Origin of the sequence: Brevibacterium ammoniilyticum, from assembly GCF_038429965.1 — a bacterium.
Lineage (GTDB): Bacteria > Actinomycetota > Actinomycetes > Actinomycetales > Brevibacteriaceae > Brevibacterium > Brevibacterium ammoniilyticum.
Genome location: NZ_BAABNP010000003.1, coordinates 141,474 through 165,638 on the forward strand (window position 1 = coordinate 141,474; position 24,165 = coordinate 165,638).

General features: G+C 66.1%; 28 protein-coding genes and 1 pseudogene. 16 read left to right on the top strand and 13 right to left on the bottom strand.

Annotated elements, in window-relative coordinates:
* The first annotated feature begins 206 nt into the window (after window positions 1-206).
* Together AAHA49_RS04445 and AAHA49_RS04450 are read left to right on the top strand one after the other, a co-directional pair.
* The gene (locus AAHA49_RS04445; protein WP_342037347.1) at window positions 207-911 is read left to right on the top strand and encodes a ribonuclease H family protein; all 705 of its coding nucleotides are present in this window, start codon (window positions 207-209) and stop codon (window positions 909-911) included.
* Window positions 908-2,506, top strand: a complete 1,599-nt coding sequence (locus AAHA49_RS04450) for an ABC-F family ATP-binding cassette domain-containing protein (RefSeq protein WP_339391579.1) — start codon at window positions 908-910, stop codon at window positions 2,504-2,506. Before AAHA49_RS04445 ends, AAHA49_RS04450 begins: the two co-directional genes overlap by 4 nt.
* A gap of 4 nt (window positions 2,507-2,510) precedes the next feature.
* Here the strand turns inward: AAHA49_RS04450 and AAHA49_RS04455 are convergent, their stop codons facing one another.
* The 3 genes from AAHA49_RS04455 to AAHA49_RS04465 are packed head-to-tail and all read right to left on the bottom strand — an operon-like array spanning window position 2,511 to window position 4,227.
* A complete protein-coding gene (locus AAHA49_RS04455; RefSeq protein ID WP_342037348.1) occupies window positions 2,511-3,401 on the bottom strand; it encodes an SURF1 family cytochrome oxidase biogenesis protein in 891 nt (296 codons plus the stop codon).
* Window positions 3,401-3,613, bottom strand: a complete 213-nt coding sequence (locus tag AAHA49_RS04460; protein WP_342037349.1) for a hypothetical protein — start codon at window positions 3,611-3,613, stop codon at window positions 3,401-3,403. The genes AAHA49_RS04455 and AAHA49_RS04460 overlap by 1 nt, the downstream gene beginning before the upstream one ends.
* Window positions 3,610-4,227, bottom strand: coding sequence for a DUF3099 domain-containing protein (locus AAHA49_RS04465; RefSeq protein WP_342037350.1), 618 nt, complete (start codon window positions 4,225-4,227; stop codon window positions 3,610-3,612). The genes AAHA49_RS04460 and AAHA49_RS04465 overlap by 4 nt, the downstream gene beginning before the upstream one ends.
* A 116-nt stretch (window positions 4,228-4,343) precedes the next feature.
* On the opposite strand from AAHA49_RS04465, the gene AAHA49_RS04470 reads away from it, so the two are divergent.
* From AAHA49_RS04470 to AAHA49_RS04480, 3 genes are read left to right on the top strand one after another with little or no spacing between them, the layout of a single operon-like run.
* Complete coding sequence (locus AAHA49_RS04470; protein ID WP_342037351.1) at window positions 4,344-5,054, top strand: beta-ketoacyl-ACP reductase; 711 nt, start codon at window positions 4,344-4,346, stop codon at window positions 5,052-5,054.
* Window positions 5,055-5,111: 57 nt separating this feature from the next.
* The gene (gene fabI, locus AAHA49_RS04475; protein ID WP_339391584.1) at window positions 5,112-5,870 is read left to right on the top strand and encodes an enoyl-ACP reductase FabI; all 759 of its coding nucleotides are present in this window, start codon (window positions 5,112-5,114) and stop codon (window positions 5,868-5,870) included.
* A 10-nt stretch (window positions 5,871-5,880) separates the two neighbouring features.
* Complete coding sequence (locus AAHA49_RS04480; RefSeq protein ID WP_342037352.1) at window positions 5,881-6,369, top strand: SixA phosphatase family protein; 489 nt, start codon at window positions 5,881-5,883, stop codon at window positions 6,367-6,369.
* A gap of 9 nt (window positions 6,370-6,378) precedes the next feature.
* On the opposite strand, the gene serB is transcribed toward AAHA49_RS04480, so the two are convergent.
* Window positions 6,379-7,029, bottom strand: coding sequence for a phosphoserine phosphatase SerB (gene serB, locus AAHA49_RS04485; protein ID WP_342037353.1), 651 nt, complete (start codon window positions 7,027-7,029; stop codon window positions 6,379-6,381).
* The gene (locus AAHA49_RS04490) at window positions 7,026-7,760 is read right to left on the bottom strand and encodes a hypothetical protein (RefSeq protein WP_342037354.1); all 735 of its coding nucleotides are present in this window, start codon (window positions 7,758-7,760) and stop codon (window positions 7,026-7,028) included. The genes serB and AAHA49_RS04490 overlap by 4 nt, the downstream gene beginning before the upstream one ends.
* A 43-nt stretch (window positions 7,761-7,803) precedes the next feature.
* Between AAHA49_RS04490 and AAHA49_RS04495 the strand changes: the two genes are divergently transcribed.
* Genes AAHA49_RS04495 through AAHA49_RS04505 form a run of 3 tightly spaced genes read left to right on the top strand, consistent with a single transcriptional unit; the run spans window position 7,804 to window position 10,398 of the window.
* Window positions 7,804-8,589, top strand: coding sequence for an ABC transporter ATP-binding protein (locus tag AAHA49_RS04495; protein WP_342037355.1), 786 nt, complete (start codon window positions 7,804-7,806; stop codon window positions 8,587-8,589).
* 25 nt (window positions 8,590-8,614) lie between these two features.
* Complete coding sequence (locus AAHA49_RS04500) at window positions 8,615-9,436, top strand: sulfite exporter TauE/SafE family protein (protein WP_342037356.1); 822 nt, start codon at window positions 8,615-8,617, stop codon at window positions 9,434-9,436.
* A 47-nt stretch (window positions 9,437-9,483) separates the two neighbouring features.
* Entirely contained in the window at window positions 9,484-10,398 is a 915-nt protein-coding gene (locus tag AAHA49_RS04505; protein ID WP_342037357.1) for a TrmH family RNA methyltransferase, read from the top strand.
* 3 nt (window positions 10,399-10,401) lie between these two features.
* Here AAHA49_RS04505 and AAHA49_RS04510 read toward each other — a convergent pair whose 3' ends face one another.
* The gene (locus AAHA49_RS04510; protein WP_342037358.1) at window positions 10,402-10,917 is read right to left on the bottom strand and encodes a hypothetical protein; all 516 of its coding nucleotides are present in this window, start codon (window positions 10,915-10,917) and stop codon (window positions 10,402-10,404) included.
* A 55-nt stretch (window positions 10,918-10,972) separates the two neighbouring features.
* Window positions 10,973-11,101, bottom strand: coding sequence for a hypothetical protein (locus AAHA49_RS04515; RefSeq protein WP_342037359.1), 129 nt, complete (start codon window positions 11,099-11,101; stop codon window positions 10,973-10,975).
* A gap of 75 nt (window positions 11,102-11,176) precedes the next feature.
* Between AAHA49_RS04515 and AAHA49_RS04520 the strand changes: the two genes are divergently transcribed.
* The 4 genes and pseudogenes from AAHA49_RS04520 to AAHA49_RS04535 all read left to right on the top strand — a co-directional run.
* Window positions 11,177-12,499 (top strand): AAA family ATPase, encoded by a 1,323-nt coding sequence (locus tag AAHA49_RS04520; RefSeq protein ID WP_342037360.1) that lies wholly within the window; start codon window positions 11,177-11,179, stop codon window positions 12,497-12,499.
* Between the two features lie 71 nt (window positions 12,500-12,570).
* Window positions 12,571-13,101: an RloB family protein gene (locus tag AAHA49_RS04525; RefSeq protein WP_342037361.1), complete on the top strand. Its 531-nt coding sequence runs from the start codon at window positions 12,571-12,573 to the stop codon at window positions 13,099-13,101.
* Between the two features lie 406 nt (window positions 13,102-13,507).
* Entirely contained in the window at window positions 13,508-13,909 is a 402-nt protein-coding gene (locus AAHA49_RS04530; RefSeq protein ID WP_342037362.1) for an SLATT domain-containing protein, read from the top strand.
* 72 nt (window positions 13,910-13,981) lie between these two features.
* Window positions 13,982-14,352, top strand: a pseudogene (locus AAHA49_RS04535) (TrmH family RNA methyltransferase); the annotation flags it as partial.
* Window positions 14,353-14,361: 9 nt separating this feature from the next.
* Here the strand turns inward: AAHA49_RS04535 and AAHA49_RS04540 are convergent.
* Together AAHA49_RS04540 and AAHA49_RS04545 are read right to left on the bottom strand one after the other, a co-directional pair.
* The gene (locus tag AAHA49_RS04540; protein WP_342037363.1) at window positions 14,362-14,871 is read right to left on the bottom strand and encodes a hypothetical protein; all 510 of its coding nucleotides are present in this window, start codon (window positions 14,869-14,871) and stop codon (window positions 14,362-14,364) included.
* A 157-nt stretch (window positions 14,872-15,028) separates the two neighbouring features.
* The gene (locus tag AAHA49_RS04545; RefSeq protein WP_342037364.1) at window positions 15,029-16,582 is read right to left on the bottom strand and encodes a hypothetical protein; all 1,554 of its coding nucleotides are present in this window, start codon (window positions 16,580-16,582) and stop codon (window positions 15,029-15,031) included.
* A 334-nt stretch (window positions 16,583-16,916) separates the two neighbouring features.
* On the opposite strand from AAHA49_RS04545, the gene AAHA49_RS04550 reads away from it, so the two are divergent.
* Window positions 16,917-17,696 carry a phosphatase gene (locus AAHA49_RS04550; protein ID WP_342037365.1) on the top strand — a complete coding sequence of 260 codons (780 nt, stop codon included), beginning with the start codon at window positions 16,917-16,919 and terminating at the stop codon, window positions 17,694-17,696.
* Between the two features lie 46 nt (window positions 17,697-17,742).
* Here the strand turns inward: AAHA49_RS04550 and AAHA49_RS04555 are convergent, their stop codons facing one another.
* Complete coding sequence (locus tag AAHA49_RS04555) at window positions 17,743-18,306, bottom strand: YbaK/EbsC family protein (RefSeq protein WP_342037366.1); 564 nt, start codon at window positions 18,304-18,306, stop codon at window positions 17,743-17,745.
* 251 nt (window positions 18,307-18,557) lie between these two features.
* On the opposite strand from AAHA49_RS04555, the gene AAHA49_RS04560 reads away from it, so the two are divergent.
* On the top strand, window positions 18,558-18,812 hold the full coding sequence (locus tag AAHA49_RS04560; RefSeq protein ID WP_009375892.1) for a type B 50S ribosomal protein L31: 255 nt from the start codon (window positions 18,558-18,560) through the stop codon (window positions 18,810-18,812).
* 95 nt (window positions 18,813-18,907) lie between these two features.
* Here the strand turns inward: AAHA49_RS04560 and thiD are convergent, their stop codons facing one another.
* From thiD to AAHA49_RS04575, 3 genes are read right to left on the bottom strand one after another with little or no spacing between them, the layout of a single operon-like run.
* On the bottom strand, window positions 18,908-19,732 hold the full coding sequence (gene thiD / locus AAHA49_RS04565) for a bifunctional hydroxymethylpyrimidine kinase/phosphomethylpyrimidine kinase (protein ID WP_339391595.1): 825 nt from the start codon (window positions 19,730-19,732) through the stop codon (window positions 18,908-18,910).
* 35 nt (window positions 19,733-19,767) lie between these two features.
* The gene (locus AAHA49_RS04570; RefSeq protein ID WP_342037367.1) at window positions 19,768-20,232 is read right to left on the bottom strand and encodes a tRNA (cytidine(34)-2'-O)-methyltransferase; all 465 of its coding nucleotides are present in this window, start codon (window positions 20,230-20,232) and stop codon (window positions 19,768-19,770) included.
* A 47-nt stretch (window positions 20,233-20,279) separates the two neighbouring features.
* Window positions 20,280-20,966, bottom strand: coding sequence for a class I SAM-dependent methyltransferase (locus tag AAHA49_RS04575; protein ID WP_342037368.1), 687 nt, complete (start codon window positions 20,964-20,966; stop codon window positions 20,280-20,282).
* Between the two features lie 173 nt (window positions 20,967-21,139).
* Between AAHA49_RS04575 and AAHA49_RS04580 the strand changes: the two genes are divergently transcribed.
* Both AAHA49_RS04580 and AAHA49_RS04585 read left to right on the top strand, forming a co-directional pair.
* A complete protein-coding gene (locus AAHA49_RS04580; RefSeq protein ID WP_342037369.1) occupies window positions 21,140-22,069 on the top strand; it encodes a cation diffusion facilitator family transporter in 930 nt (309 codons plus the stop codon).
* Between the two features lie 412 nt (window positions 22,070-22,481).
* Window positions 22,482-24,137, top strand: a complete 1,656-nt coding sequence (locus AAHA49_RS04585; RefSeq protein ID WP_342037370.1) for an HNH endonuclease signature motif containing protein — start codon at window positions 22,482-22,484, stop codon at window positions 24,135-24,137.
* Window positions 24,138-24,165: the final 28 nt, after the last annotated feature.

Genomic DNA, 24,165 nt, shown 5'->3' on the forward strand with positions numbered 1-24,165 from the left:
TGCGCTGACGTCCCCGCGGGGACGTCTGAGACCACCGCCGAGGTGGGACCCCGGAAACGGGAGTCCCACCTCGGCGATGTGCGTGTGGGGGAGGGCACGGGCGGTCCGGTCTGCGCGGGAGAGGCGGACGTGAAACAATGGTCCGGGCCCGCGGACCGGCGGGACCGAGACTCCGCTGCCCGGGCTCAGACATCGAGGAGAACCATTTGACGATCATCGCTGCCGCAGACGGGTCTGCGCTCGGCAACCCCGGACCGGCCGGCTGGGCGTGGTACATCGACGATGACTGCTGGCACGCCGGGGGCTGGAAGAACGCGACGAACAACCGCGGTGAGCTTATGGCCGTCCTCGACCTCCTCGACTCCACCGCCGGCACGGGCGAGGACCTCAAGGTCTTCTGCGACTCGCAGTACGTCATCAACGCCCTGACGAAATGGATGCCCGGCTGGAAGCGCAAGGGCTGGAAGAAGGCCGACGGCAAGGAGGTCCTCAACCGGGACCTCCTCGAACTCCTCGACACGGCGCTGCGAGGCCGCGAGGTCGAATTCGAGTGGGTCAAAGGCCACAGCAACCATGCGATGAACGAAGCCGCCGACGACCGCGCCCGGGCCGCGGCGACCGCGTACCAGAAGGGCACCGAGGTCCCCACCGGGCCCGGATACGTCCCCGCGGCCACGCCGGAGAGCACAACTGAGGCAGGGACGCCCGAGAGCACCGCTCCCGAAGGGACGCCCGACGATGACTCGGACGACCGCCTCGGCGAGGAGCCGGCACAGACCCCGATGACCGTCGTCTCGACGCGCGTGCCGAGCACCGTCGCCGATCAGCTCGTCTCCCGGGCACGTGCTCGCGGAGTCCACCCACAGGAATACCTGGCCGAGATCATCGGCCGCAGTTTGGAGAGCGAATGATTCAGGCCTCCGGCCTCGAGGTCGCCGTCGGCGCCCGCACCCTCATGTCCGAGGTGTCCTTCCGCGTCGACAAGGGCGACCGCGTCGGCCTCGTGGGACGCAACGGCGCCGGGAAGACGACGCTGACGAAGGTGATCATGGGCGGCCACCCCGCCAACGCCGGATCCGTCTCCGTCTCCGGCACCGTCGGCTACCTGCCGCAGGACCCCCGCAGCGGGGACCTCACAGCCACCGCGAAGGAGCGCATCCTCTCCGCCCGCGACCTCGACGTCCTCGTCAAACGGCTGCGCAAGGCGGAGCGGCAGATGGCCTCACCCGACGAGAACGTCGCCGCGAAGGCCATCGACCGCTACCCGCGCATCGAAGCCGAATTCGTCGCCGCCGGCGGCTACGCCGCCGAATCCGAGGCGTACGCGATCGCCGCAAACCTCGGACTCGACGAGGATCTGGTCAACCAGGAGATCGGCACGCTCTCCGGCGGTCAGCGCCGCCGGGTCGAACTCGCCCGGATCCTCTTCTCCGCCCCGGACACGATGATCCTCGACGAGCCGACGAACCACCTCGACGCCGAATCCGTGCTCTGGCTGCGCGACTACCTCAAGGCGTACTCGGGCGGGCTCATCGTCATCAGCCACGACCTCGACCTCATCGACGAAGTCGTCAACAAGGTCTTCTTCCTCGACGCGATGCGTCAGACCATCGACATCTACGCGATGGGCTACCGTCTCTACCTCAAACAGCGCGAGGACGACGAGCGCCGCCGCCGCCGGGAGCGCGCGAACGCGGAGAAGAAGGCCGCGGCCCTGACCGCGCAGGCGAACAAGATGATGGCGAAGGCGACGAAGACCGTCGCCGCCCAGCAGATGGTCAAACGCGCCGAGCGGATGCTCGCGGGCCTCGAGGACGAACGCGGTGCGGAGAAGGTCGCGAACCTCCGCTTCCCGGCGCCCGCCGACTGCGGTCGGGTGCCGCTGACGGCCTCCGGGCTCTCCCGCAGCTACGGCTCCACCGAGGTATTCACCGGCGTCGACCTCGCGATCGACAAGGGCTCCCGCGTCGTCATCCTCGGCTTCAACGGCGCCGGCAAGACGACCCTGCTGCGCCTCCTCGCGGGTCTCGACGAACCCGATTCCGGTGAGGTCGTGCCCGGTCACGGACTCAAGCTCGGCTACTACGCGCAGGAGCACGAGACGCTGGACCTCGAACTCAGCGTGCTCGAGAACATGCGGCGGAACTCCCCGCACCTCGACGACACCGCGGTGCGCAACGTGCTCGGCTCGTTCCTCTTCTCCGGCGACGACGTCCACAAACCCGCAGGCGTGCTCTCCGGCGGTGAGAAGACCCGCCTGGCCCTGGCGACCCTCGTCGTCTCGAGCGCCAACGTGCTCCTCCTCGACGAGCCGACGAACAACCTCGACCCGGCCTCGCGGGAGGAGATCCTCTCCGCGATCCGCCGCTACGAGGGTGCGATCATCCTCGTCACCCACGATGAGGGCGCCGTCGCGGCCCTCGACCCCGACCGGGTCCTGCTGCTGCCCGACGGTGACGAGGACCTGTGGAACGACAGCTACCTCGACCTCGTCAGCCTCACCTGAGGCCTCAGCTCGAGCGGAACCGCTCCTCGAGGACCTCGTCCTCGTCGGCTTCGTCACGTCCGTGGGCGCTGGGACTGGCCAGCCGGCCGCGACCGTAGCGTCTGCCGGGTTCGCTCAGCTTCGCCCCGGCGTCGAGCGCGGCCTTGTCGACGACGACGAACTCGGCCGCCGCCGCGTCGTGGCTGAGCGTCTCCGCCGCGGCCTTGCGCTCCCGCCTGGCCGAGATCGACACGGCGATGATGATCATGATCCCGAACGCGAACCACTGGAGCATGTACGACAGGTGGTTGCCCGGGTTGAGGTCCGGGGCCGGCAGCGGGGTCAGTCCCGGCACGGAGGCGACGTCGGCCTCCTCGGCGTAGACGTTGGCGAAGGCATCGACCATGCCGGGGATCCGGGCGGGATCGATCGCCTTGATCATCCCCTCCGGATTGGTGTCCTTCGACCCGTCCTGGGCGATCTTGAGCCGGGCGACGATCGTCTGCTCACCGCTCGGCGGGTCCGGGACCGCATTCGCCTCGGGCACCCAGCCGCGCACGACGGCGATCGTCTCGCCCGTGTTCAGCGCGAAGGGCACGACGACGTAGAAGCCGACCTTGTCCTCGACCGTGCGGTTGCGGGCGAGCACGGTGTCGGCCGGGCGGAACTGCCCGGTCAGGCGCACCTGCCTCCATTCCTCGTCGGCGGCCAGCGTCGCCGAGGTGTCGGGCAGGATCTGTGCGATCTCGACGGGGGCGGAGGAGTAGTTCGCATTGATCGTGTCGATCTCGTGCTGGCGTTCGGCGCGGCGGTCCTTCTGCCACAGGGCGAGGAACACGCAGGCGATGACGACGACGATCGTCATCGCGATGTACTTGAGCCAGCGGGCACTGAAGAGGAACGAATAGCGGGACATCAGCCGGCGCCCTCCGGGATCTCGTCGACGGACACGTCTGTGCGGTAGAAGCTGCGCAGGGTGAGGAAATCGCGCAGATGGTCGAGATGTTCGTCACAGGCCAGCCACACCTTGCGCCGCTCAGGCGTGTGCAGGCCCGGGTTGTTCCACAGGATGGCCCGGGTGGCATCGGCTCGGCAGCCCTTCGCCGAGCAGCGCAGCGCCTCGGTCATCGACGTCCGCCACGGTGCGTTCTGCCGCCGCCTGCCTCGGTGCGGCCCTCATGCACGTCCGCGCCCGAGGTGCTGTCCGCGTCGGTGCTGTCGGCATCCGCGACTTCGCCTTCGTCGACGACCTCGCCGGCGATGTCGGCGGTGAAGAGATGCTCACGGCCGTCGTCGGCCGAACTCGCAGGATGCCCCGCCTCGGCGCTGGTTCGGTTCTGCCCAACGGTGGGCTGGGTCCCAGGGTCCACGGTCTCGCCGTCCACGGTCTCGCCGCCGTCGATGGTCTCCCCGTCGATGACGGTGGCCCCGTCCTCGCGGATCGTCGCTCCGCGGCCCGGCGGCAGGGCGTCGAGCGGGGCGGAGTCGATGAGCGCGGAGCGGTCGTCACGGCTGCGCTCACGTCCGGCGTTGGCGAAGATCACCGCAGGGTAGGGCAGGAGCACAGCGCCGGCGACGAACACCCACATGAGCACCTGCTGGGAGGAGATGAATGCGAAATACGCGGCTACGAAGCAGAGGGTGCGGATCGTCATCGTGATGGAGTACTTGATGATCCGCGACTTCATGTCGTCGTCGAGGGCAGTGTCTGCGCTCGTGATCTGCTGCGGGTGCCTGGACATAACCTTCTTCACTCGGGTCTACCTACAAAATCATACGCTTCGTTTGTGTGAGCATGTCTCCGAGCACGCGGACACGGTAGGTTTGTGAGCGTATTGTCGAACAACAGGAGAGATCCGTGTCAGAACCACGTGTAGTCCTCGTCACCGGAGGCAACCGCGGGATCGGCCGCACCATCGCCGAGGAGTTCCTCGCCGGCGGTGACAAGGTGGCCGTGACCTCGCGCAACGGAGACGCCCCGGAGGGGGCGCTGGCCGTGGCCGCCGACGTCACCGATTCCGATTCCCTCGATGCCGCCTTCGCCGAGGTGGAGGAGAAGCTCGGTCCCGTCGAGGTCGTCGTCGCCAACGCCGGTATCACCCGGGACAACCTGCTCATGCGCATGAGCGAAGACGACTTCACCTCCGTCGTCGACACGAACCTCACCGGTGCCTTCCGCACCGTCAAGCGCGCGATCACGAACATGATCCGGGCGAAGAAGGGACGCATCGTCCTCATCTCGTCCGTCTCGGGCCTCTACGGTGTGCCCGGACAGGGCAACTACTCCTCGTCGAAGGCCGGCCTCGTCGGTCTCGCCCGGTCGATCACCCGTGAGCTCGGTTCGCGCGGGATCACCGCGAACGTCGTCGCCCCCGGCTTCATCCGCACGGACATGACCGACGAACTCGACGAGAAGCAGCGCAAGGAGTACCTCTCCACGATCCCCGCCAAGCGCTTCGCCGAAGCCGACGAGGTCGCCCGAGTCGTCCGCTGGGTCGCCTCCGACGACGCCGCCTACATCTCCGGAGCCGTCATCCCCGTCGACGGCGGCCTGGGCATGGGACACTGAGACCGATCACGCAGGCCCCGGCCTGAGACCACGAACCTGAACTTAGAAAGGACCGCAATGGGAATTCTTGAGGGAAAGCGCATCCTCGTCACCGGTGTGCTCACGGAAGCCTCGATCGCCTTCGCCGCAGCGAAGATCGCGCAGGAGCAGGGAGCCGAGGTCATCCTCTCGAGCTTCGGCCGGCAGATGAAGATCACCCAGGTGATCGCCGAACGCCTGCCCGTCACCCCGCGAGTCATCGAACTCGATGCGACGAACGAAGAGGACCTCGCCGCTCTGCCCGAGCGTCTCGAGGGCAACATCGACGGCATCGTCCACGCGATCGCCTTCGCCCCGAAGGACGCCCTCGGCGGTGTCTTCCTCGACACCCCGTGGGAGTCCGTGCAGGCCGCCATCCACGTCTCCGCGTACTCGCTCAAGGCGATCACCGTGGCCGCCCTGCCCGTGCTCAACCCCGGCGCCGGCGTCGTCGGCCTCACCTTCGATGCGACGATCTCCTGGCCGGTCTACGACTGGATGGGCGTGGCCAAGGCCGCCTTCGAGTCGACCGCCCGCTACCTCGCGAAGTACGTCGGCGACAAAGGCATCCGCGTCAACCTCGTCTCGGCGGGACCGCTGAAGACCACGGCTGCCACCTCGATCCCCGGCTTCGGCACCCTCGAGGACATGTGGGGCGAGCGCGCCCCGCTGGGCTGGGATCAGAAGGACACCGCACCGGCGGGCAAGGCGATCGTCGCCCTGGTCTCCGACTGGTTCCCCGCCACGACCGGTGAGATGATCCACGTCGACGGCGGCTTCCACTCCACCGGAGCCTGAGGCCACCGCCATGCCAGTGCTCATCCTCGCCCGTCACGCGAAGGCGGAGCCGGAGGGCCGCAGCGACGTCGAACGCACCCTGAGTGCGACGGGGCTCGCCCAGGCCGTCGAAGCCGGCGCAGAGATCGCCGAGCGCTGGTCGCCCGAGGTGGCGATCGCCTCGGCGGCCCGACGCACCGTCCAGACCGGTCAGGCCGTCGTCGAAGCCGTCAACCGGCACGCCGAGGCCGAGATCGAACTCATCCTCGACCCCTCGCTCTACGGCGGGGGAGTCGAGGACTGGATGGATGCGATCCGGTCGATCCCGGCCGGAGCCCAGTGCGCCTACATCGTCGGGCACCAGCCCACCGTCGCCGAGGTGATCGGTCACCTCAGCGCCGAGGCGGGGGTGCCCGAAGGGTTCCGTCCCTCGTCGATCGCGGTCTTCGACATCCCGTCGTGGAACGTCGAACCCGGCAGCTTCCCCGTGCCCGAGATCCAGTCGTTCAGAGGAATCTGAGCACAGAGCTCAGAGATACCTGAGCACCGCGCGCAGGTCCCGCTCCGTCACCGCGACGTCGGCGGCCGCGACCAGCGCGGGCTTCGCACAGAATGCGACCCCGAGCCCGGCCCGGGCGATCATGCCGATGTCATTGGCACCGTCACCGATCGCCACGGTCCGCTCGGGGTCGCAGTCGTATGCGGCCACGAGTGTCGAGAAGATCTCCGCCTTCGCCGCCGGATCGATCACGGGCCCCTCGGTCCGTCCGGTGAGCCGGTCGTCTGCGACCTCGAGCCCGTTGGCATGGACCTCGGTGATGCCGAGCTGCGCGGCACGGGGGGCAATGACCGGGGTGAACCCGCCGGAGACGAGGGCGACTGTGCCCCCGGCCTCCTGCACGGCGGCGACGAGCTCGGTCGCGCCCTCGGTGAGGGTGATGCGCTCACGGACCTCGTCGATGACGGTGACCGGCAGCCCTGCGAGGAGGGAGACGCGTTCGGCCAGGGAGGCCGCGAAGTCGAGCTCACCGGCCATGGCCCTCTCCGTGATGTCGGCGACCCGGTCGCCGACCCCGGCGTGGTCGGCGATGAGGTCGATGACCTCCTCGTTGATGAACGTCGAATCGACGTCCATGACGAGCAGCTGGACGGGACCGGGAAGCGCGCGGGAGTCTCTCACCCCTTCATCGTAGCCACCGCCGTGACGTAGGCCGCGGCGGCAGGGTGGAGGCGAGACAGCAGATCGCCGAACACGGGCGGCTCGACTGTGGCCGGGGCGAGCACGGTGCGCATCCGATCGTGGATGTCGAGTGCCGCATAGACGGCCCGGGAGTCCGCGTCGACGGGCAGGAGGGTGCTCAGCGGGTGGTCCTCGGAGAGATCGGCCTGCCAGTCCCGCCATGGTGCCGTCCGCCACGCCTCGGGCACCTCGATGGTCTCGATGATCGACAGACCCTCCATGACGAGGAGACGCAGACGGCGCAGCGCCTCGGCGGGAGTGTCGACGGACACGGGGTGATAGACGGACTCCCGGCACGCGATGACCTCGACGTTCTCCTCGGCGCCGAGCAGCATGATCCCCACCTGCTCAGGACCGCGGTGGAGGACGATGGGGGCCGGGTGACGGCCCACCCGGGCCCGGTCCTCCCGCGCCACCGGCGGGATCGTGTGCGGCAGCGAGGGATGGTTGAGGGCGAGCCGGGCGTGGGTGATCCCGGAGGCCTTCGCGGCGGCCGCGAAGAGCAGGAGCCCGGTCGGGGTGTCGGTGCCGAGCACGCCGTCTGCGACGATGAGAGGAACCTCACGGTCGGCGTCGAGGAAGGCCGTGCTCACGGCATCCGGGGCCAAGGTCCCGGCCAGCCGGTGGTTCAGTGCCAGAGCGAGCAGCAGGGAGTCGAGATGTGCGTCCATGTCGGACCAGAATAGACCCACCGCTGAGATAGAGTTGGGTGATATGAGCGATGTCCTGACTGTGGATAATGTGTCCGTGCGCCGGGGGACGAATTTCCTCCTCCGCGACTTCTCCCTCACCGTCTCCGAAGGTCAGCATTGGGTCGTCCTCGGACCCAACGGCGCCGGGAAGACGACGCTGCTCGAACTCGCAGCCGGACGCATGCATCCCACCACGGGCAAGGTCGGCATCCTCGAAGAGCGCCTCGGCCGGGTCGACGTCTTCGAGCTGCGGCCGCGCATCGGCTACGCCTCGACGGCCCTGGCCGGTCGGATCCCGAACTCGGAGGCCGCCCTCGACACCGTGCTCACCGCCGCCTACGGGGTGACCGGGCGCTGGGTCGAGGAGTACGAGAAGACCGACATCGACCGCGCGAAGGACCTCCTCGGCGCGTTCGACATCATGCATCTGGCCGACCGCACCTTCGGCACCCTGTCCGAGGGCGAGCGCAAGCGGGTGCAGATCGCCCGAGCGCTCATGACCGACCCCGAGCTCCTCCTCCTCGACGAACCGGCCTCCGGCCTCGACTTCGGGGGACGCGAGGAGCTGCTGTCGGCGCTCACGGAGATCCTGTCCTCGAAGTGGGCCCCGGCGACGATCATGGTCACCCACCACGTCGAGGAGATCCCGGCCGGCATCACCCACGCCCTCCTCCTCGGCGGGGGCACGACCGTGGCCTCGGGACCCATCGAGGAGACGCTGACGGCGGAGAACCTCTCGGAGACCTTCGGCCTCGACGTCAAGCTCAGCCGCGACGGACAGCGCTTCCACGCCCGCTCCCAGTCGTAGGACTCGCCCGCAGCACATGGAGTCCATGGAACTCTGGCAGATCGCCCTCATCGTCCTGGCCGGCATCGGCGCCGGCGGGATCAACGCCGTCGTCGGCTCCGGCACGCTCATCACGTTCCCCGTGCTCGTCGCCTTCGGGGTGCCGCCGGTGGTGGCGACGATGAGCAACGCCGTGGGCCTCGTGCCCGGCAACATCGCCTCGTCCTTCGGATACCGGGAGGAGCTCAAGGGCCAGTGGAAGCGGTTCGCCGGCTTCGTCCCGGCGTCCTTGGCCGGCTCCCTCCTCGGCGCGTATCTGCTCCTCCACCTGCCCGAGGACGCGTTCGAGACGATCGTGCCGATCCTCCTCGTCCTCGCCCTCATCATGGTCGTCGGCCAGCCCTACCTCTCCCGGCATCTCAAGGCCCGGGCCCTGCGTCGGCGGGAGCAGGGCCATGACCTCGCCGAGGCGACCGACCCGGATGCGGCCAGAGGCGGGCTGTCGACGGGGAAGTACATCCTCGCCCTCGTCGTCATCTTCCTCACCGCGATCTACGGCGGGTACTTCGCGGCCGCGCAGGGGATCATCCTCGTCGCCCTCCTCGGGCTCATCCTCACCGATGACCTGCAGCGGCTCAACGGGCTCAAGAACGTCCTCGTCCTCGTCGTCAACACGGTCTCGGCGACGACGTACATCATCGTCGGCCACGACCGGATCAACTGGACGGCCGTCATCTGCGTGGCCGTCGGCTCGCTCATCGGCGGATATCTCGGCGCGCGGGTGGGGCGGAAGTTCTCGCCGGGCCTGCTGCGCACCGTCATCGTCGTCCTCGGCCTCGTCGCGATCGTGCGGATCCTCACGCTGTGAACGGGGACGCACTGTGAATGGTCACGCCCAGTGAACGGAGAAGCACTGTGAACACTCCCGCGAAGGCTCCGCTCATCCGTGAGCAGATCATCGCCCGAGCCGCCGAGCTCGGCATCGCCGGCGAGCGCCTGCACTTCTTCGACGAGGACACGCTGGCGGGAGGGTCGGACGGGCGTCCCCGCGGGGACGCCGGGGGACTGGCCGATTACACCGACCTCACCGACGTCGCTCTGCGCAGTGTGCGGGAACCGGCCGAGGGGCTCTTCATCGCCGAATCCTCGAAGATCATCCGCCGCGCCCATGCCGCAGGGATGACCGCCAGGTCGTTCCTCACCAGCCCCAAGTGGCTCTTCGATCTGGCCGACCTCATCGCGGCCAGTGACGCACCGATCCACATCGGCACGGATGCCGCCGTCGAATCGCTCACCGGCTTCCACCTCCACCGCGGGGCGCTTGCGGCGATGCACCGGCCGTCGCTGCCGCTCGTCACCGATCTCGTCGCCGAGGCCCGGCGGGTCGTCGTCATCGAGGACGTCGTCGACCACACGAACGTCGGTGCGATCTTCCGGTCCGCCGCGGCCTTCGGCGTCGACGCGGTCCTCGTCACCCCACGGTGCGCCGACCCGCTCTACCGCAGGGCGATCCGAGTGTCGATGGGCACGGTGTTCCAGGTCCCGTGGACGCGGATCGACCCGTGGCCCGGCGGGGTCGAGACCCTGCGGAAGCTCGGCTTCCACGTCGCGGCCCTCGCCCTGGACGAGGATTCCGTGTCGATCCAGGAGTTCGCGGCAGCCGCCCCGGAGCGCACCGCCGTCGTCTTCGGCACCGAAGGCGACGGACTGGCCCGGGGAACGATCGCAGCAAGCGATTCGACGGTGATGATCCCCATGAGCGGGGGAGTCGACTCGCTCAACGTCGCCGCCGCCTCGGCGGTCACATGCTTCGCCCTCCAGGGGGCGTAAGCCTCAGGCTTGCCGCACCTGCGCGCGCAGCCAGTCGAGGTCCCGTGCATTGACGACGACGGAGCGCCGACGAGCGATCCGGGCCCACGCCTCGGCGAGCTGATCCCCGGTGAGTTCGACGGCCAGCTCCATGGGCGCACCCGGGGCATCCTCAGCGGACGTCTCATCCTCCCCGTCGAGGTACCCCGAACTCTCATCGGCCATCCCGAGGTTCGCCGTGCCGAGCAGCGCCCGACGACCGACGAAGAAGCAGTGCGTGCGCAGCCGATCGACGTGCTGGATCTGCACCTCGGCGTCGACGAGCAGCTGCAAGCCGTCGACGGAGAGATACCCGCGGGCCGCGACCGCCGGATCGATCGTCGTCACCACCGCCCACGTCCGCGGGGAGCCAGCGGCCGCCTCGGCGATGAACCGGGCGAATCCCGTGACGATGTGCGGGCTGACGAGGATGACGTCGTCGTCGAGATCGGCGAGCGCGCTGTCGAACCAGGCGGCTGGACTGCTGACGATGCTGACCATGCCACCAGAGTACGCTCGGGCCGCGGATATGGGGAGGGGTAGAGTGGCCGCATGCTCAGCGCCCTGACATGGCGACTGCGATGGCATGCAAGGTCGAGATCTCCTCCGCGACTCGACCCGCTTCGAGCTGGATGATGCTCTTCTGATGGATCTCGGCGGCTCTGACAAGTCGATCGATCGACATACTGGATTCTTTGGAGCCGGTTGATCTGCTCGAAAAACGTAGATTCTGCCATGCTCAACATGCTATTGTCGAACCATGATCCTGCTGAGCTTCACCGTACGCAACCACGCCAGCATCCGGGATGAGATCACACTCGACCTGACGCATCCCTCCCTTCGAACCCTGCAGCCGAAGGACTCGGACTGGTCGAGCGTGAGCTACCCACTCGCAGGGATCTTTGGCGGCAACGCCACCGGCAAGTCGGCGGTGCTGGATGCCCTCCGCTATGTCTTCACAGCCATCCGGCTGTCCGCGACGAGCTGGCAAGCATCTAAGTCCGTACACCGGGCGCCCTTCCAGCTCGACGGGACGGCGCGCACGTCCTCCAGCACCTACGAGCTCGACTTCGTCCACGACGGCCGCCGGTATCTGTACGGCTTCGAGGTCGACGCGGAGGGGATCAAGCGCGAGTGGATGCGCGATGTGCCAAGCTCACGCTGGCGCACCCTGCTCGAGCGTGACCGCGAGAAGGGCACGATCACATTCCACTCGGCATTGCACGGGAAGATCGAGGTCACTTCCCGTGAACTGGTCCTCAGCCGTGCGCTGCTGCTGGGGGACACGATGTTGCACGCCATCGCCCGGGATCTCGTATCGCACTTCGATGCCGTGCTGGTCAAGGACTCCCACCGTGAGGCGCGGCTGAGGGACATCGCTGACTCCTTGGCCGAGAAGACCATTACCTTCGCAGATCTTGAGGCGCTGCTCCAGGTCGCCGACATCGGCGTAGTGAAGGTCGACATCGAAGAGACGAACATCCCCGAGCGCATCCGTCGAGCGTTCCTCAACCTGGAGCGTGACCTGCGTGATGACGCTGAGGACGAGGGCGACGAGGACGACAGCGCTGATGAACTCGATCCTGATCAGCTCGAGCAGGTAATCCGCCACCTGGTGTTCACGCACCGCGGCACGGTCGAGGACTGTCCGGCTTTCTCGATCCAGGACGAGAGCGACGGCACCATCGCGTGGCTCGCCACCGCGGTTCCGGCTCTGGAGGCACTCCGGCAGGGTGGGCTCCTCGTGGTCGACGAGATCGATGCGAGCTTGCACCCTCACTTGCTGGAGGTTCTGCTCGGGGCGTTCGCGGATTCGAGCGTCAACACTGAGCACGCACAGCTGATCTTCACCAGCCACGAGTCGTACGTCCTCTCGCCACTGAGCGAGGTGAAGCTTGATCCCGAGCAGGTGTGGTTCACGGACAAGTCCTATGAGGGCGTCACCGAGCTGACTTGCCTCTCTGACTTCCCCAGGCACCCCGACGCCAACGTCTCCCGGCGCTACCTAACGGGCCGATATGGGGGCACCCCGCGTCTTTCACCAAGCTCGTTGGCTGTGCTCGCGCGGGCCGGGAAGGAATGAGCGTGGCAGGCCGGGGGCGACGTCGATCGCAGAGACGGACGCAGCGCGATCCTGCCCAGCGCATCCTCGTGGTGACCGAGGGCATCAGGACGGAGCCCCAGTACGTTGAGCGTCTTGATGGGTACCTGCGCAGCAGGTCGGCTACCGCGATCGTCAAGTCGGTTGGGGTGGGTGCGGATCCTCTTCGTGTCGTGGAGAAGTGCATCGAGCTACGTGATGCTGCGTCAAGCACTGAGAAGAGCTACGACATCTGCGTGTGCCTGGTTGACGTGGACCAGCACAGCACGCTGGAGCGTGCGACCCGTCTGGCCAAAGAAGAGTCGATCCTGCTGCTGGTCTCGAACCTGAAGTTCGAGGTGTGGCTGCGTTGGCACGCCGAGGACAGGAGATCAGCCCTGAACTCGTCACAGCTGGATCAGCGAATGGCGACGCTGAAGCTGACCTCGGGCAAGGCGCTGGCGTTGCGCTTCCCCATCGACGGTGTCTACGATGCGTGCAGGATCGCTCGAGCGGCGGATCCCGCGATGCAGGCTGGCTGTATCGGCCCGGATCCGTCGTCGGCGATGCCGATGCTCGTCGACCTCATGCGCGGGACGAGCTGATGCTCCGCAGCGTGTAGGACTGCTGATCCCGCAGGCATCGGCTCAGGTCCTCATCGCATCAAGGACCGCGTGTAGCTCGGGACGCCATCGTCAGTGTGGAAGCTTCCGGCGCCCTTGCCTTCTCGTGGCGATGTGCGCAGCTGCGCTACACCTCGATCGGTTAGCTTAGGCGGGACGATCGAGTCGTCGTCCAAGTGGAGAAACGCGATGTGCTCGACTTGCTCGACGCGCCTGGTCATGTCCCAGCCATTTTACGATGAACCCATAGAGCTCCTTATGTCGGTGGTCTGGCTCATACTCGAGATGTGTGGAGCAATCGTTCTAGAGCGTCGACATTGCGGGTGATATGGGCTCCGGCGAGTATCGCTTGGATGCACCGCCTGGAGGCGACGACGATCGGAGAGACATGACGAACGAAGCGACTGACGGGCCTGGCCGCACAGGTAAGGACGGACGTGACCCGTACGTGCTGGCGCAAGTTCAAGAGTCCTTCGGGCGTGTGGTCTACAGCCACAAGACGCATGAGAAGCAATCGGACATCTGCTTCAGCGAGCACCGGTGGCAGCAGTGCGTTTTCATTGTCCTTACGGCGATCAGCTCCGGCACGTTCCTTGCCGCGGTTGTCGGCCTGTTGGGCGGCCCGGTGCTGACCAGCCTCGCGACGTCGTCCATCGCGCTCCTGGTGACCTGGATCAGTCATGGCACGAAGACCTTCAAGTTCGCGGACAAGTCCGATGCGCATCGTGGGATCGCTTCCCATCTCTGGGATGTCCACGAGTCCTTCATCTCCCCAAAATTGCCGATCTGACCACCGGGAACGTCTCTGAAGAGTAGGCAAGAGCCCCACGCGACGCGCTACAGGAGGCCACTCGCCTACGCCGACGCGGTCCTCGTCACCCCGCGATCTGCCGACCCGCTCTACCGGCGGGCCATCCGGGTGTCGATGGGCACGGTGTTCCAGGTGCCGTGGACGCGGATTGTCCCTTGGCCCGGTGAAGTAGAGACCCTGCGGGAGCTCGGCTTCCTCGTCGCCGCCCTTGCCCTCGACGAGGATTCCGTGTCGCTCCAGGAGTTCGCTGCCGCAGCCGCTCAGCGCACCGCCGTCGTTTTCGGCACCGAAGGCGACGGACTGGTTCGCAGAACCATTGCATCAAGCGATTCGACGGTGATGATCCCTTTGAGCGGGGGAGTGGACTCCCCTTCGTCGCCGCCGCCTCGGCGGTCACGTGCTTCGCCCTGCAGGGGGCGTAAGCCTCAGGCTTACCGCAGCTGCGCGCGCAGCCAGTCGAGGTCCCGTGCATTGACGACGACGGAGCGCCGACGAGCGATCCGGGCCCACGCCTCGGCGAGCTGATCCCCGGTGAGTTCGACGGCCAGCTCCATCGGGCCACCCGCGGCATCCTCATCGGACGTCTCATCCTCCCGGTCGAGGTACCTCGAGTTCTCATCGGTCGTTCCGAGGTTCGCCGTGCCGAGCAGCGCCCGACGACCGACGAAGAAGCAGTGCGTGCGCAGCCGATCGACGTGCTGGATCTGCACCTCGGCATCGAGGAGCATCCGCAGGCCGTCGACCGAGAGGTCCCCGCGGGCCGCGGCCGTCGGATCGATCGTCGTGACCACCGCCCACGTCCGCGGGGAGCCTGCGGCCGCCTCGGCGATGAACCGGGCGAATCCCGTGACGATGTGCGGGCTGACGAGGATGACGTCGTCGTCGAGATCGGCGGCAGCGCCGTCGAACCAGACGGATGGACTGCTGACGATGCTGACCATGCCACCAGAGTACCAAACTCCAAGATATATTTCCGACAGGCTATACGCTAAGAAACTTTCAACGAACAAACTGATGTAACTGGTTTCTAATTTATAAACTCTTTCGGCAAGTTCGAAGAATCTAGCAAAAGGGTCGTTCTATAAATGGTGATATATACTAATCCATTGCCCAGCCTGATCCGATGGCATAAGCTTTGAGCTTTCTTAGAGTGTACTGAGCGATTTCAGATCGGTTTGCGGTCGTCAAGAAGTCACCGGAGCGCCAATGAAGCTCAATTCCGGTTGCAATATTTTCTGCATCGATTGTAATATCAGGGATTAACGGCATGTAGTCCATTTTTGATTCAACTCGAGTGTTACCCAGCGAGTGCTTACCGTTATTTAGATAATCCCCGATGGCACGATTCAGTTTTTTGTCATTCCCGGAACCAAAACCATAGTTCCTAGCCAGAGAACCGAAAGCGTTTCGAGCATTGTGGGCAGGATTTCCACGAATTTCTGCCGTGGTAGAGTCAGTGCCCAATATAAGGCGCCCGAAATCGGAACGCTCGAAATAGTTGCCGATACCGCTTGGCGGCCGTTCTGGAATATTCTTATCAATCAATGGCTGCTTTGCTTCGTCTGGTCCGAATCGACGAACTATTGGCACGGTCAGCGATGGCGCCAGATGCACTATCCTTGCATCAAGGCGAACAATTGTCTGTACAAGTAAACCTCGCCGAGTTGACCACCAGGTTCCTATTACGCTCTTAGGGGTCGAACTCAACAGCTTGTCGGCATCAAGCAGGCCGTACCTCGCGCTTCCAGTCAGCTCACCGAGCACTCCAGCTTTGCCGCTTTCACTGGCGAGGCCAATTATGATTTTGAAGGGTTTGCGAGTTTCTGCGAGCAATTTGGACAATAGATTGACAAAATCATCGCTAATCTGTTCGAGGAACTCGCCGATGGTCGGATATTTCTTCGGATCATAACTTCTTGGATCTACCCCAAGTTCTTCGAGGTTGTCGAGATTGTTGACCATCTTTAATGTGGCGATCGCAGTGTCTTGCCACGAGTCGAGTGGCGGACCAGAAATTATTGCGGGAATATCGATAGGGGATCCGCCCGCACGCTTCGCATAATCAGCTGACATTTGTTGGGCCGTTTCTAGCGATGTCTCCGGCCAGACAACCAATGATCGGGATCCGATTCCCGGCTCTCTTAAGAACGACTTGATCTGGCTGAGTTCTTTATTGGAGGGCGGATCGCTTTCGCGATCATCAACGTTAATCACTAGTGTTCGTGACTCATTTGCTGGTAACGAGTTCTCGTGAGCAAGGGATTCAGCGACTTGCCGCAATCTATCGGCGGTGACATCGCCGCCAGCTAAACGCGCCGTTGGGCCGAACTCTCGAGGAAGCCAAGCTCCGACGTTTGTGATTAGTGTCGTCTTGCCGGTTCCAGATCGAGCGAACAGCGGTAAAAACAGTCCTCGCCGTCGTGATTTGATATGCAAGGAACAATTTCGAAAAACATCTAGGACGTGGTCTTCGGGTGCGACGAGGATCTGGGTTACTTCTGCGCCGACTTCCTTGACCAGCGATTCGAAGCGAGAGGGGAGTATGAGTTGCTCTAGGAGATGCATATGTTGTGACACGAGTGCTCCGACAGGGTGGGGACGTGATTCCGCTTCCACTGTACCGCGTGGACAGCACACGTTGTAGAGGTGCATGTCCGGAGAGTCGGGCGTTGGTGTCATAGGCGAGCTAGACCTGTACTGTGGACTCGACGCTGACGCAGGTCTTCCTCGTGAGCTAGTGTTGCAACGTTGTTGTACCCAAGGTTTGAGCTGTCGTGCGGTTGGAGTTACCAGGCTTTGTCGGTCGTCGTAGCCGTCTAGTTTCTCGAAATTTCATCGCTTCAGGAAGAGACATCGCTTCGAACTGTGTGATATTGGCTTTTGAGCTTCGATGCGGCTGAGTGACGGTAGAGTTGTCGCGAGCGGGTCACAATCGATCAATCGAACTGATCCTGCAGAGGAGTCGACCCTGCGAATGAGGAGATCAGTGGACCGTACGACGCTTGCCCAGGCCCTGGAGACCGGACGCATCACGGGGGAGGTGGCGACACCGCGGGAGAACAACCTCGAGCACATCCGCCGCTTCCTCGCCGGGGAGAGGCAGTTCGACTTCGGGGTCGCACTCACCCGGGACTGGGAGTTCGACTCCGTGTTCGCCGTCATGGTCGAGCGCGCCGGACTCCGCCCTGACCCTGCCTTCACCCACGGCGTCGACACGATCTCCACCGAGGCCTGCATCGACGCCCTCGAACGACTCGCGGTCGTCATCGGCGACGTCGCCCGCGCCGGCGGGCGGATCCTCTTCGCCACTGGTCATCCAGCCGGTCTCCTGCCCGTGCACATGGCCATCGCCGAGGCGGCCGAGGCTGCCGGGGCCACCATCGTCGGCCAGCAGGGCCCGGTTCCCGTCGATGAGATCGGCGGAGACTGCCGGGAGCTCGGCCGGGTGTGGATCTGGCACCTCCACGGCGGCACCCCGCACACCCATCTCGCCGAACCCATGACGGCCGTGCTCGACGACCTCGAACGCCGTGGGGAACCCCAGCCCGATCTCATCGTCGCCGATCACGGCTGGGCCGGGGCCGCCTCGGCGCGGGGACTGCGGACGGTCGGCTACGCCGACTGCAACGATCCGGCGCTCTTCGTCGCCGAGGCACAGGGAGCCGTCGAGGTCACCGTCCCCCTCGACGACGACGTCACGCCCTTCCTCTACGACCCGCTCGTCGAGTTCGTCCTCGAGCGGGCAGGATTCGATCCCGCCGAGTGAGCCCGCCGCCGGCTGAGCGCAGCCGGCTGAACGCCGCCGGCTGAGCTCAGTCGATCTCGTTGGCCAGGCCCTCGATCACCTCGGCGGCGGGCAGGGACGCCAGGGTAGGTCCGGAGAGCAGGAGCTTCGACCCGCGGATGCCGGAGCCGATGATGAGCGCGTCCGCCTCGGCGACGCGGGAGTCGATGAGGATCCGATAGTTCTCCGGCAGGCCGATCGGACCGATCCCGCCATACTCCATCCCCGATTCGCCGACGGCCCGATCCATGGTCAGGAACGAGGCCTTGCGCACGTCGAGGAGCTTCTTCACGCGTTTGTTGACGTCTGCTCGGGTGTGGGCGAGGACGAGGCAGGCGGCGATGCGCTCCTCGCCGCTGCGGGAACCGGCGACGAGCACGCAGTTCGCCGAAGTCTCCGGCCCGAGCCCCGTCGCGGCGAGCAGGGCCGCGGTGTCGGCGATGACCGGGTCGATCGCGAAGACCTCGACCTCACCGGTGACGGTCGGCAGGGCCGCGGCGGTCGGTGCGGCCAGGAGTTCGGGCGCCGAGGCGGCAGGACGAAGGTCGAACTGTGCACTCAGGCGGGCGACGGTGTTGTGGGCAGTCTCCATGGACAGCAGTCTAGGAGACGCGTGTGTCCGGGAGGCACCGGGCAGACACCGGTTGCGTGACGTCGACCGTGACGCATCGCACACCGGGGGCCCGGTGTCGAATCGCTTTGGCCGCCCGTGTCGGTTAGACTGGACTGTCGGTTCGCGTTCGGTTCCTACGGCGTGAAGCGTTTTCAGCAGACGAATTCGGGCACTGGCGGATGGGTGAGACCCATACCAGGCGCCTGAGCGGATTCAGCAAAGGTAAGAAAATGAAGAAGGACATCCACCCGGAGTACGCGCCGATCGTGTTCAACGACCTCGCGTCCGGCACCAAGTTCCTCACGCGCTCGACCGCGAAGAGCGACAAGACCATCGAATGGGAAGACGGCAACACCTACCCCGTCATCGACGTCGAGATCTCCAGCGCCTCGCACCCGTTCTACACGGGCAAGCAGCGCATCCTCGACTCCGCCGGTCGCGTCGAGAAGTTCAAGGACCGCTACAAGGGCTTCGGCAAGCGCTGATCGCCCGCGGTCCACACCGCACAGCGTCACAGAACCGCCCCGCACACCGATCGGTGTGCGGGGCGGTTCTGTCTGTCCCAGCAGGGACGCCAGGCTCAGCTGAGCGTGACGACCACCTCGGCGGACGGGGTCGTCCGGGCTGCCGGGTGGAAGAGCGAGGACACGCCGGTGGCGTTCTCGAGGCTCGCGGCGATGCCGTGGGCGACGGTCTCCTTGGCCTTGACGACGGCATCGGTGATCGTCAGTCCCGTGGCGATGCCGGCGGCGATCGAGGAGGCGAACGAGCATCCGGCGCCGTTGACGAGCTTGTCGTTGACCTTGCGCGAACCCAGCGTCGTCACGGTCTCACCGTCGAAGAGGATGTCGATCGCGTCCTCGCCGGCCAGGCGCGCACCGCCCTTGACGACGACGTTCTTCGCCCCCTGACCGTGGATGATCTTCGCAGCTTCGATCATGCCCTCGACGGACTCGATCGGCTCGACGCCGGCGAGGACCGCTGCCTCTTCGAGGTTCGGGGTGATGACGGTGGCCAGCGGCACGAGGTTCTCGACGAAGAGGTCCTTGAGGTCGACCATCGACCCCGATCCCTTGCACACGAGGACCGGGTCGAAGACGTAGGGCAGCTCATTGGACTTGAGATCCTCGGCGAGGACGAGCGCGGATTCGACGGAGCCGAGCATGCCCGACTTGATCGCATCGAACTCGTGGATGGCAAGCGCCGAACCGAGCTGGCGGTTGACGACTTCGGGCTCGATGAAGTCGATGACGTGACCGAAGTCGTTGTCCGGGTCGAAGGTGACGATGCAGGTGACGACGGCGGTGCCGAACGCCCCGTACTCCTCGAACATCTTCAGGTCGGCTTCGAGTCCGGCACCGCCGGAGACATCGGAACCGGCGATCGTGAGCAGCTTGGCGGTCATGGTGGTCCTTTCTGGGAAAACTCTCGACGAGAAGTCTACGCGCCCGCGTATCCGCGCTGACGCCATGCTTCGTAGATCGCGATCGACGCGGAGTTCGCGAGGTTGAGCGAACGCCGACCCGGCAGCATCGGGATCCTCACCCGCAGGTCGACGTGCTCGTCGTCGACGACGCTCTCGGGCAGACCTGTCGACTCCTGTCCGAAGAGGAGGACGTCGCCGTCACGGTAGTCCACCTCGGCGAAGGAATCGGTGGTGTGCGTCGTGAACGCGATGACCCGCCGATCCCCGAGGACCTGCCACAGGTGGTCGAGGTCCGGGTGGACGGTGACGTGGGCGAGGTCGTGGTAGTCGAGTCCGGCCCGGCGCAGCTTCGCATCCGTCAGGTCGAAGCCGAGGGGTTCGACGAGGTGGAGGTGGGCGCCGGTGACGGCGGCCAGCCGGATCGCGTTGCCGGTGTTGCCGGGGATCTCAGGGGTGTGGAAGACGATGTCGATGCTCATATCCCCAACATCATCTCATCCGTTTCAGTCGTCTCCGTCGTCGCGTGTCAGTAGTGATCCTCGCCGAGGTTGTCGCCGGCCTCGAGGCGCACGAGCAGGTATCCCTGCGGGGTGGACTCCGGGTAGCGGCCGGCGGTGTCGGGTTCGCGCTCCATGCGGGTGACGAGGGAGAAGCCGTGGGCGGTGAGGACGGTGAGGACGTCGTCGATGCTGCGGCGGTGGAAGTCGAGGTCGACCTCGTGGCCGGCGAGGTCGGAGAAGTGATCGACGGTGTCACCGAGTTGGAAGGCCAGCTGGAACAGGCCACCGGGTCGCAGCACTCGGGCCGCCTCGGCGATGACCCGGTCGAGGGTCTCGTCGGGGATGTGGATGAGCGAATACCACGCGAGCGCCCCGGAGAAGCTGTTCTCCGGGTAGGGCAGGCACGTCATCGACCCGGTGGTGAAGCCGAGGTCGGAGTAGAGGCGTGTGGCCTGGGCGATCATCTCGGGGGAGAGATCGAGGCCGGTGGCGTCGAGGCCGAGGCCGGTGAGGAAGGCGGTGATCCGGCCGGGCCCGCAGCCGAGGTCGATCGTCTCGGGGTGGCCGGTGGCGAGGACGAGCTCGGCGAAGGCGCCGAGGACGGCACGGTCGTGGGGCTTCGCGGTGAGTTCGGCGGAGACCCAGTCGGTGTAGGTCTGCGCGATCGCATCGTAGGAGTCGCGGGTCGGGGTCTCGAAGTCGGTCGCGTTCATGGCACGAGCCTAGACCGTGCCGGGCGCAAACGAAACGTCCCCGCGGGGACGGGTGGACCACTGAAAGCGTCCCCGCGGGGACGCGTCGTGGGATCCGGACCGGACGACCGTCTCGGCGGGATCGCTAGGATGGTGCCAGGACATCCGCCGAGGTGAAGGGACCGATCCGTCACATGCGCACCGAACAGCAGGCACTCAAGGTCTCCCTCGCAGCGATCCTCCTCGTCTCCGTCCTCGGCATCGGATTCGGGCTCGTCTCGGGATCGTTCGCGATCCTCTTCGACGGAGTCTTCTCCCTCATGGACGCGGTGATGTCCGTCGTCTCGCTCACCGTCGCGGGCCTCATCTCACGGTCGGTGACCAACCGGCTCTCCAGGCGTACCCAGAACGCGTTCACGATGGGCTTCTGGCACTTCGAGCCCATCGTCCTCCTCGTCAATTCGGCGCTCATGATGGGGGTGGCCGCGTATGCGCTCGTCCAAGCCGTCTCGGCGCTGCTGAGCGGGGGACGGGAGGTCGACTTCGGTCCGGCCGTCGTCTACGCCGCGGTCGTCGTGGTCATCACCGTGGTCATGGGCGTCCTCGAGCACCGGGCGAACAAGCGGATCCGCTCGGAGTTCGTCGCGATGGACGTCAAGGGGTGGATCATGGCCGGCGGCGTCACCGGCGCCCTGCTCATCGCGTTCGTCATCGGCATGCTCATCGACGGCACCGCGGCGGCCTGGTTCATGCCCTATGTCGACCCGGCCGTCCTCACCGTCGTCGCCCTCGTCCTCATCCCCGTGCCGTTCTCGACCCTGCGCAAGGCGCTGTCCGAGGTCTCGCTCGTCACCCCTCCCGGGCTGCGCACCTCCGCCGAGGCGGTCGCCGAGGAGGTGAGTGCGGCCGAAGGGTTCGACGACTACCGGGTCTATGCCTCCGCACAGGGACGGTCGCGGACGGTCGAGATCGTGTTCTATGTGCCCAAGGGGCTGCCACCGCGGGCACTCGAGGACTGGGACCGCATCCGCGACACGGTCGAAGCGCGCCTGGGCGGGGATGACCCGCACGCGTGGATCACCGTGTCCTTCACGACGAAGGATGCACCGGCGACGTCGGCGTGAGGCGAAACGTCCCCGCGGGGACGGCCGGTCGGAACCATCGAGGATCTCGCGTCGATCACGCCGCGTCAGCCACCAGGACAAACGAATTCGAGAGAAGTCTTCAGTCGAATGTGATTCGAGCATTCATCCGTGCTGAGCGATTTCGTGTCAGTGCCGACCTCTACCGTGGAGTCATGGTTCGAACGCCATGGGGGCGGATGAACCGCGACGGCCGATGCGGCCGAGGGGAGAGGTGCCGACATGGACGAGACGACCACGACGACGGGGCGGGCCGCTGCAGACGACGCGGTGGAGAAGCCGCCGGATCCGTATCGACCCGTGTCTTCCGTATCTCCCGTATCTGAACGCAGCGGTGCGGCGCCTGGAGTCCGATCCGGACTGGGTGAAGGAGCTGGCAAGGAACTCGCCCGGAGTGCCTGTCCTTAACCCCTTCGACCCGAGACCGGTGGCCGACAGCGCCGACCGCACCGAGTCGAACGGCGGACTCAACGCGCTGACAGGGAACGAGATCGTCGCCGCCATCCAGCGCAACATCGCCTGCGTCGCTCACTGCCACGCACGGATCATCGCCCTCATCGACGAGGTCGAACGGCGAGAGCTCTGGGCGCAGTGGATCGGGGTGAAGTCGCTCGCCGGCTGGGTCATGCACATCGCCGCGGTGAGCGCCCACACCGCTCGCGAGTATGTCAGGGTGATGCACGCCCTGCGCGAGATGCCGCTGGTCAAAGCGAGCCTGAGTTCCGGAGATGTCAGCTTCTCCAAGGTCCGCGAGGTCACCCGCCTGGCCGGGCGCATTCCCGACGAGGATGCGCTGCGCCTGGCGAAGCTGGGCACCGGCGCTCAGGTCAGCGTGGTCTCACGCAATTATCGGAAGCTGAGTGCCGCCGAGGAGGACGGTGAGCTTCCGCAGCTGCTGCCACGGGACGATGTCCTCGTCTGCTCGGCGGGTCCCGGCCGGTCGCGCATCGTCATCGACCTGCCTGAGGACGATGCGGCCGAGTTCGTCACCATGCTCTCCACGGCCCGCCGGCTCATCGAACGCAGGGAAAGGGAGGATGAGGAGGACGGGGACGGCGCTCAGCCTCGGCGCTGCGATCGGATCTCCCAGGTCGTGTGCCTCATGGAGGTGATCCGCGCGTTTCCCCGCGCACAGTCCTCCGGTGCCGTCGATCTCGACCGCGCCCGGATGCTCGTCCACACCTCCGCCGAGGTGCTTCTCGGATGCGCCGACGCCTTCCTCCCGGTGGTGCTCGGTGATGCTGAGAACGTCCCCGCGGGGACGCGCAGCGAAGGCACCGTCCCCGCGGGGACGTCGGAGACCGCTTCGGGGGAGCACGGCGGTACGGCGGGCGAGGAATCGGCAGACGAGGAATCGTCGGGCGTCCCCGCGGGGACGTCTGAGGCGACTGCGGAGAACAGCGGCGACGCGGAACCCGGCACCTCAGCGTCGTCTGCCCGGCGGGACGAGACCTGTCGGATCGACGGATTCGGCGGCATCACCGCCGCCACGGCCCAGCGGCTGGCCTGCGAATCGCTCGTCAGCGGGATCATCAAGGACGAGACGGGGAACGTGCTCAAGCTCGGCCGGTCGAAGCGGTTGGCGAGCAGGCGGCAGAAGATGGCGCTGAGCGCCCGCGATGTCTCGTGTCAGTTCCCCGGCTGCCTCAGCCGCCGACTCTGCGAAGCCCACCACATCCGCCCGTGGTCGCGCGGCGGGGTCACCGACCTCGACAACCTCGTCCTGCTCTGCCGCTCCCATCACATCGCCGTCCACGAACACGGTCTGACGATCGTGCGGACTGCGGCGTCCTTCTCCGGGGCCCTCGAGGGGGCGCCCGCGTTCGCCTTCTTCCTGCCCGACGGCTCCGAGCTGTTCGCCTGCGACGCCGAGGCTCCTGGCAGGAGGGTCTTCGACACGGCGAAGCTCGTCCGGGTCGTCGAGAAGGCGACGGCGAAGGCCGATCCGAGCACCCTCGGCGGCGGCTACGGCTTCGACCTGGGCAATTGTGTGGCATGGATGTTCGAAGCGGAAGCGCGACACGCCCGGGCACGCAATGTCGCCGCCTGAATCTTGCCTATTTCGAACACTAGTTCGA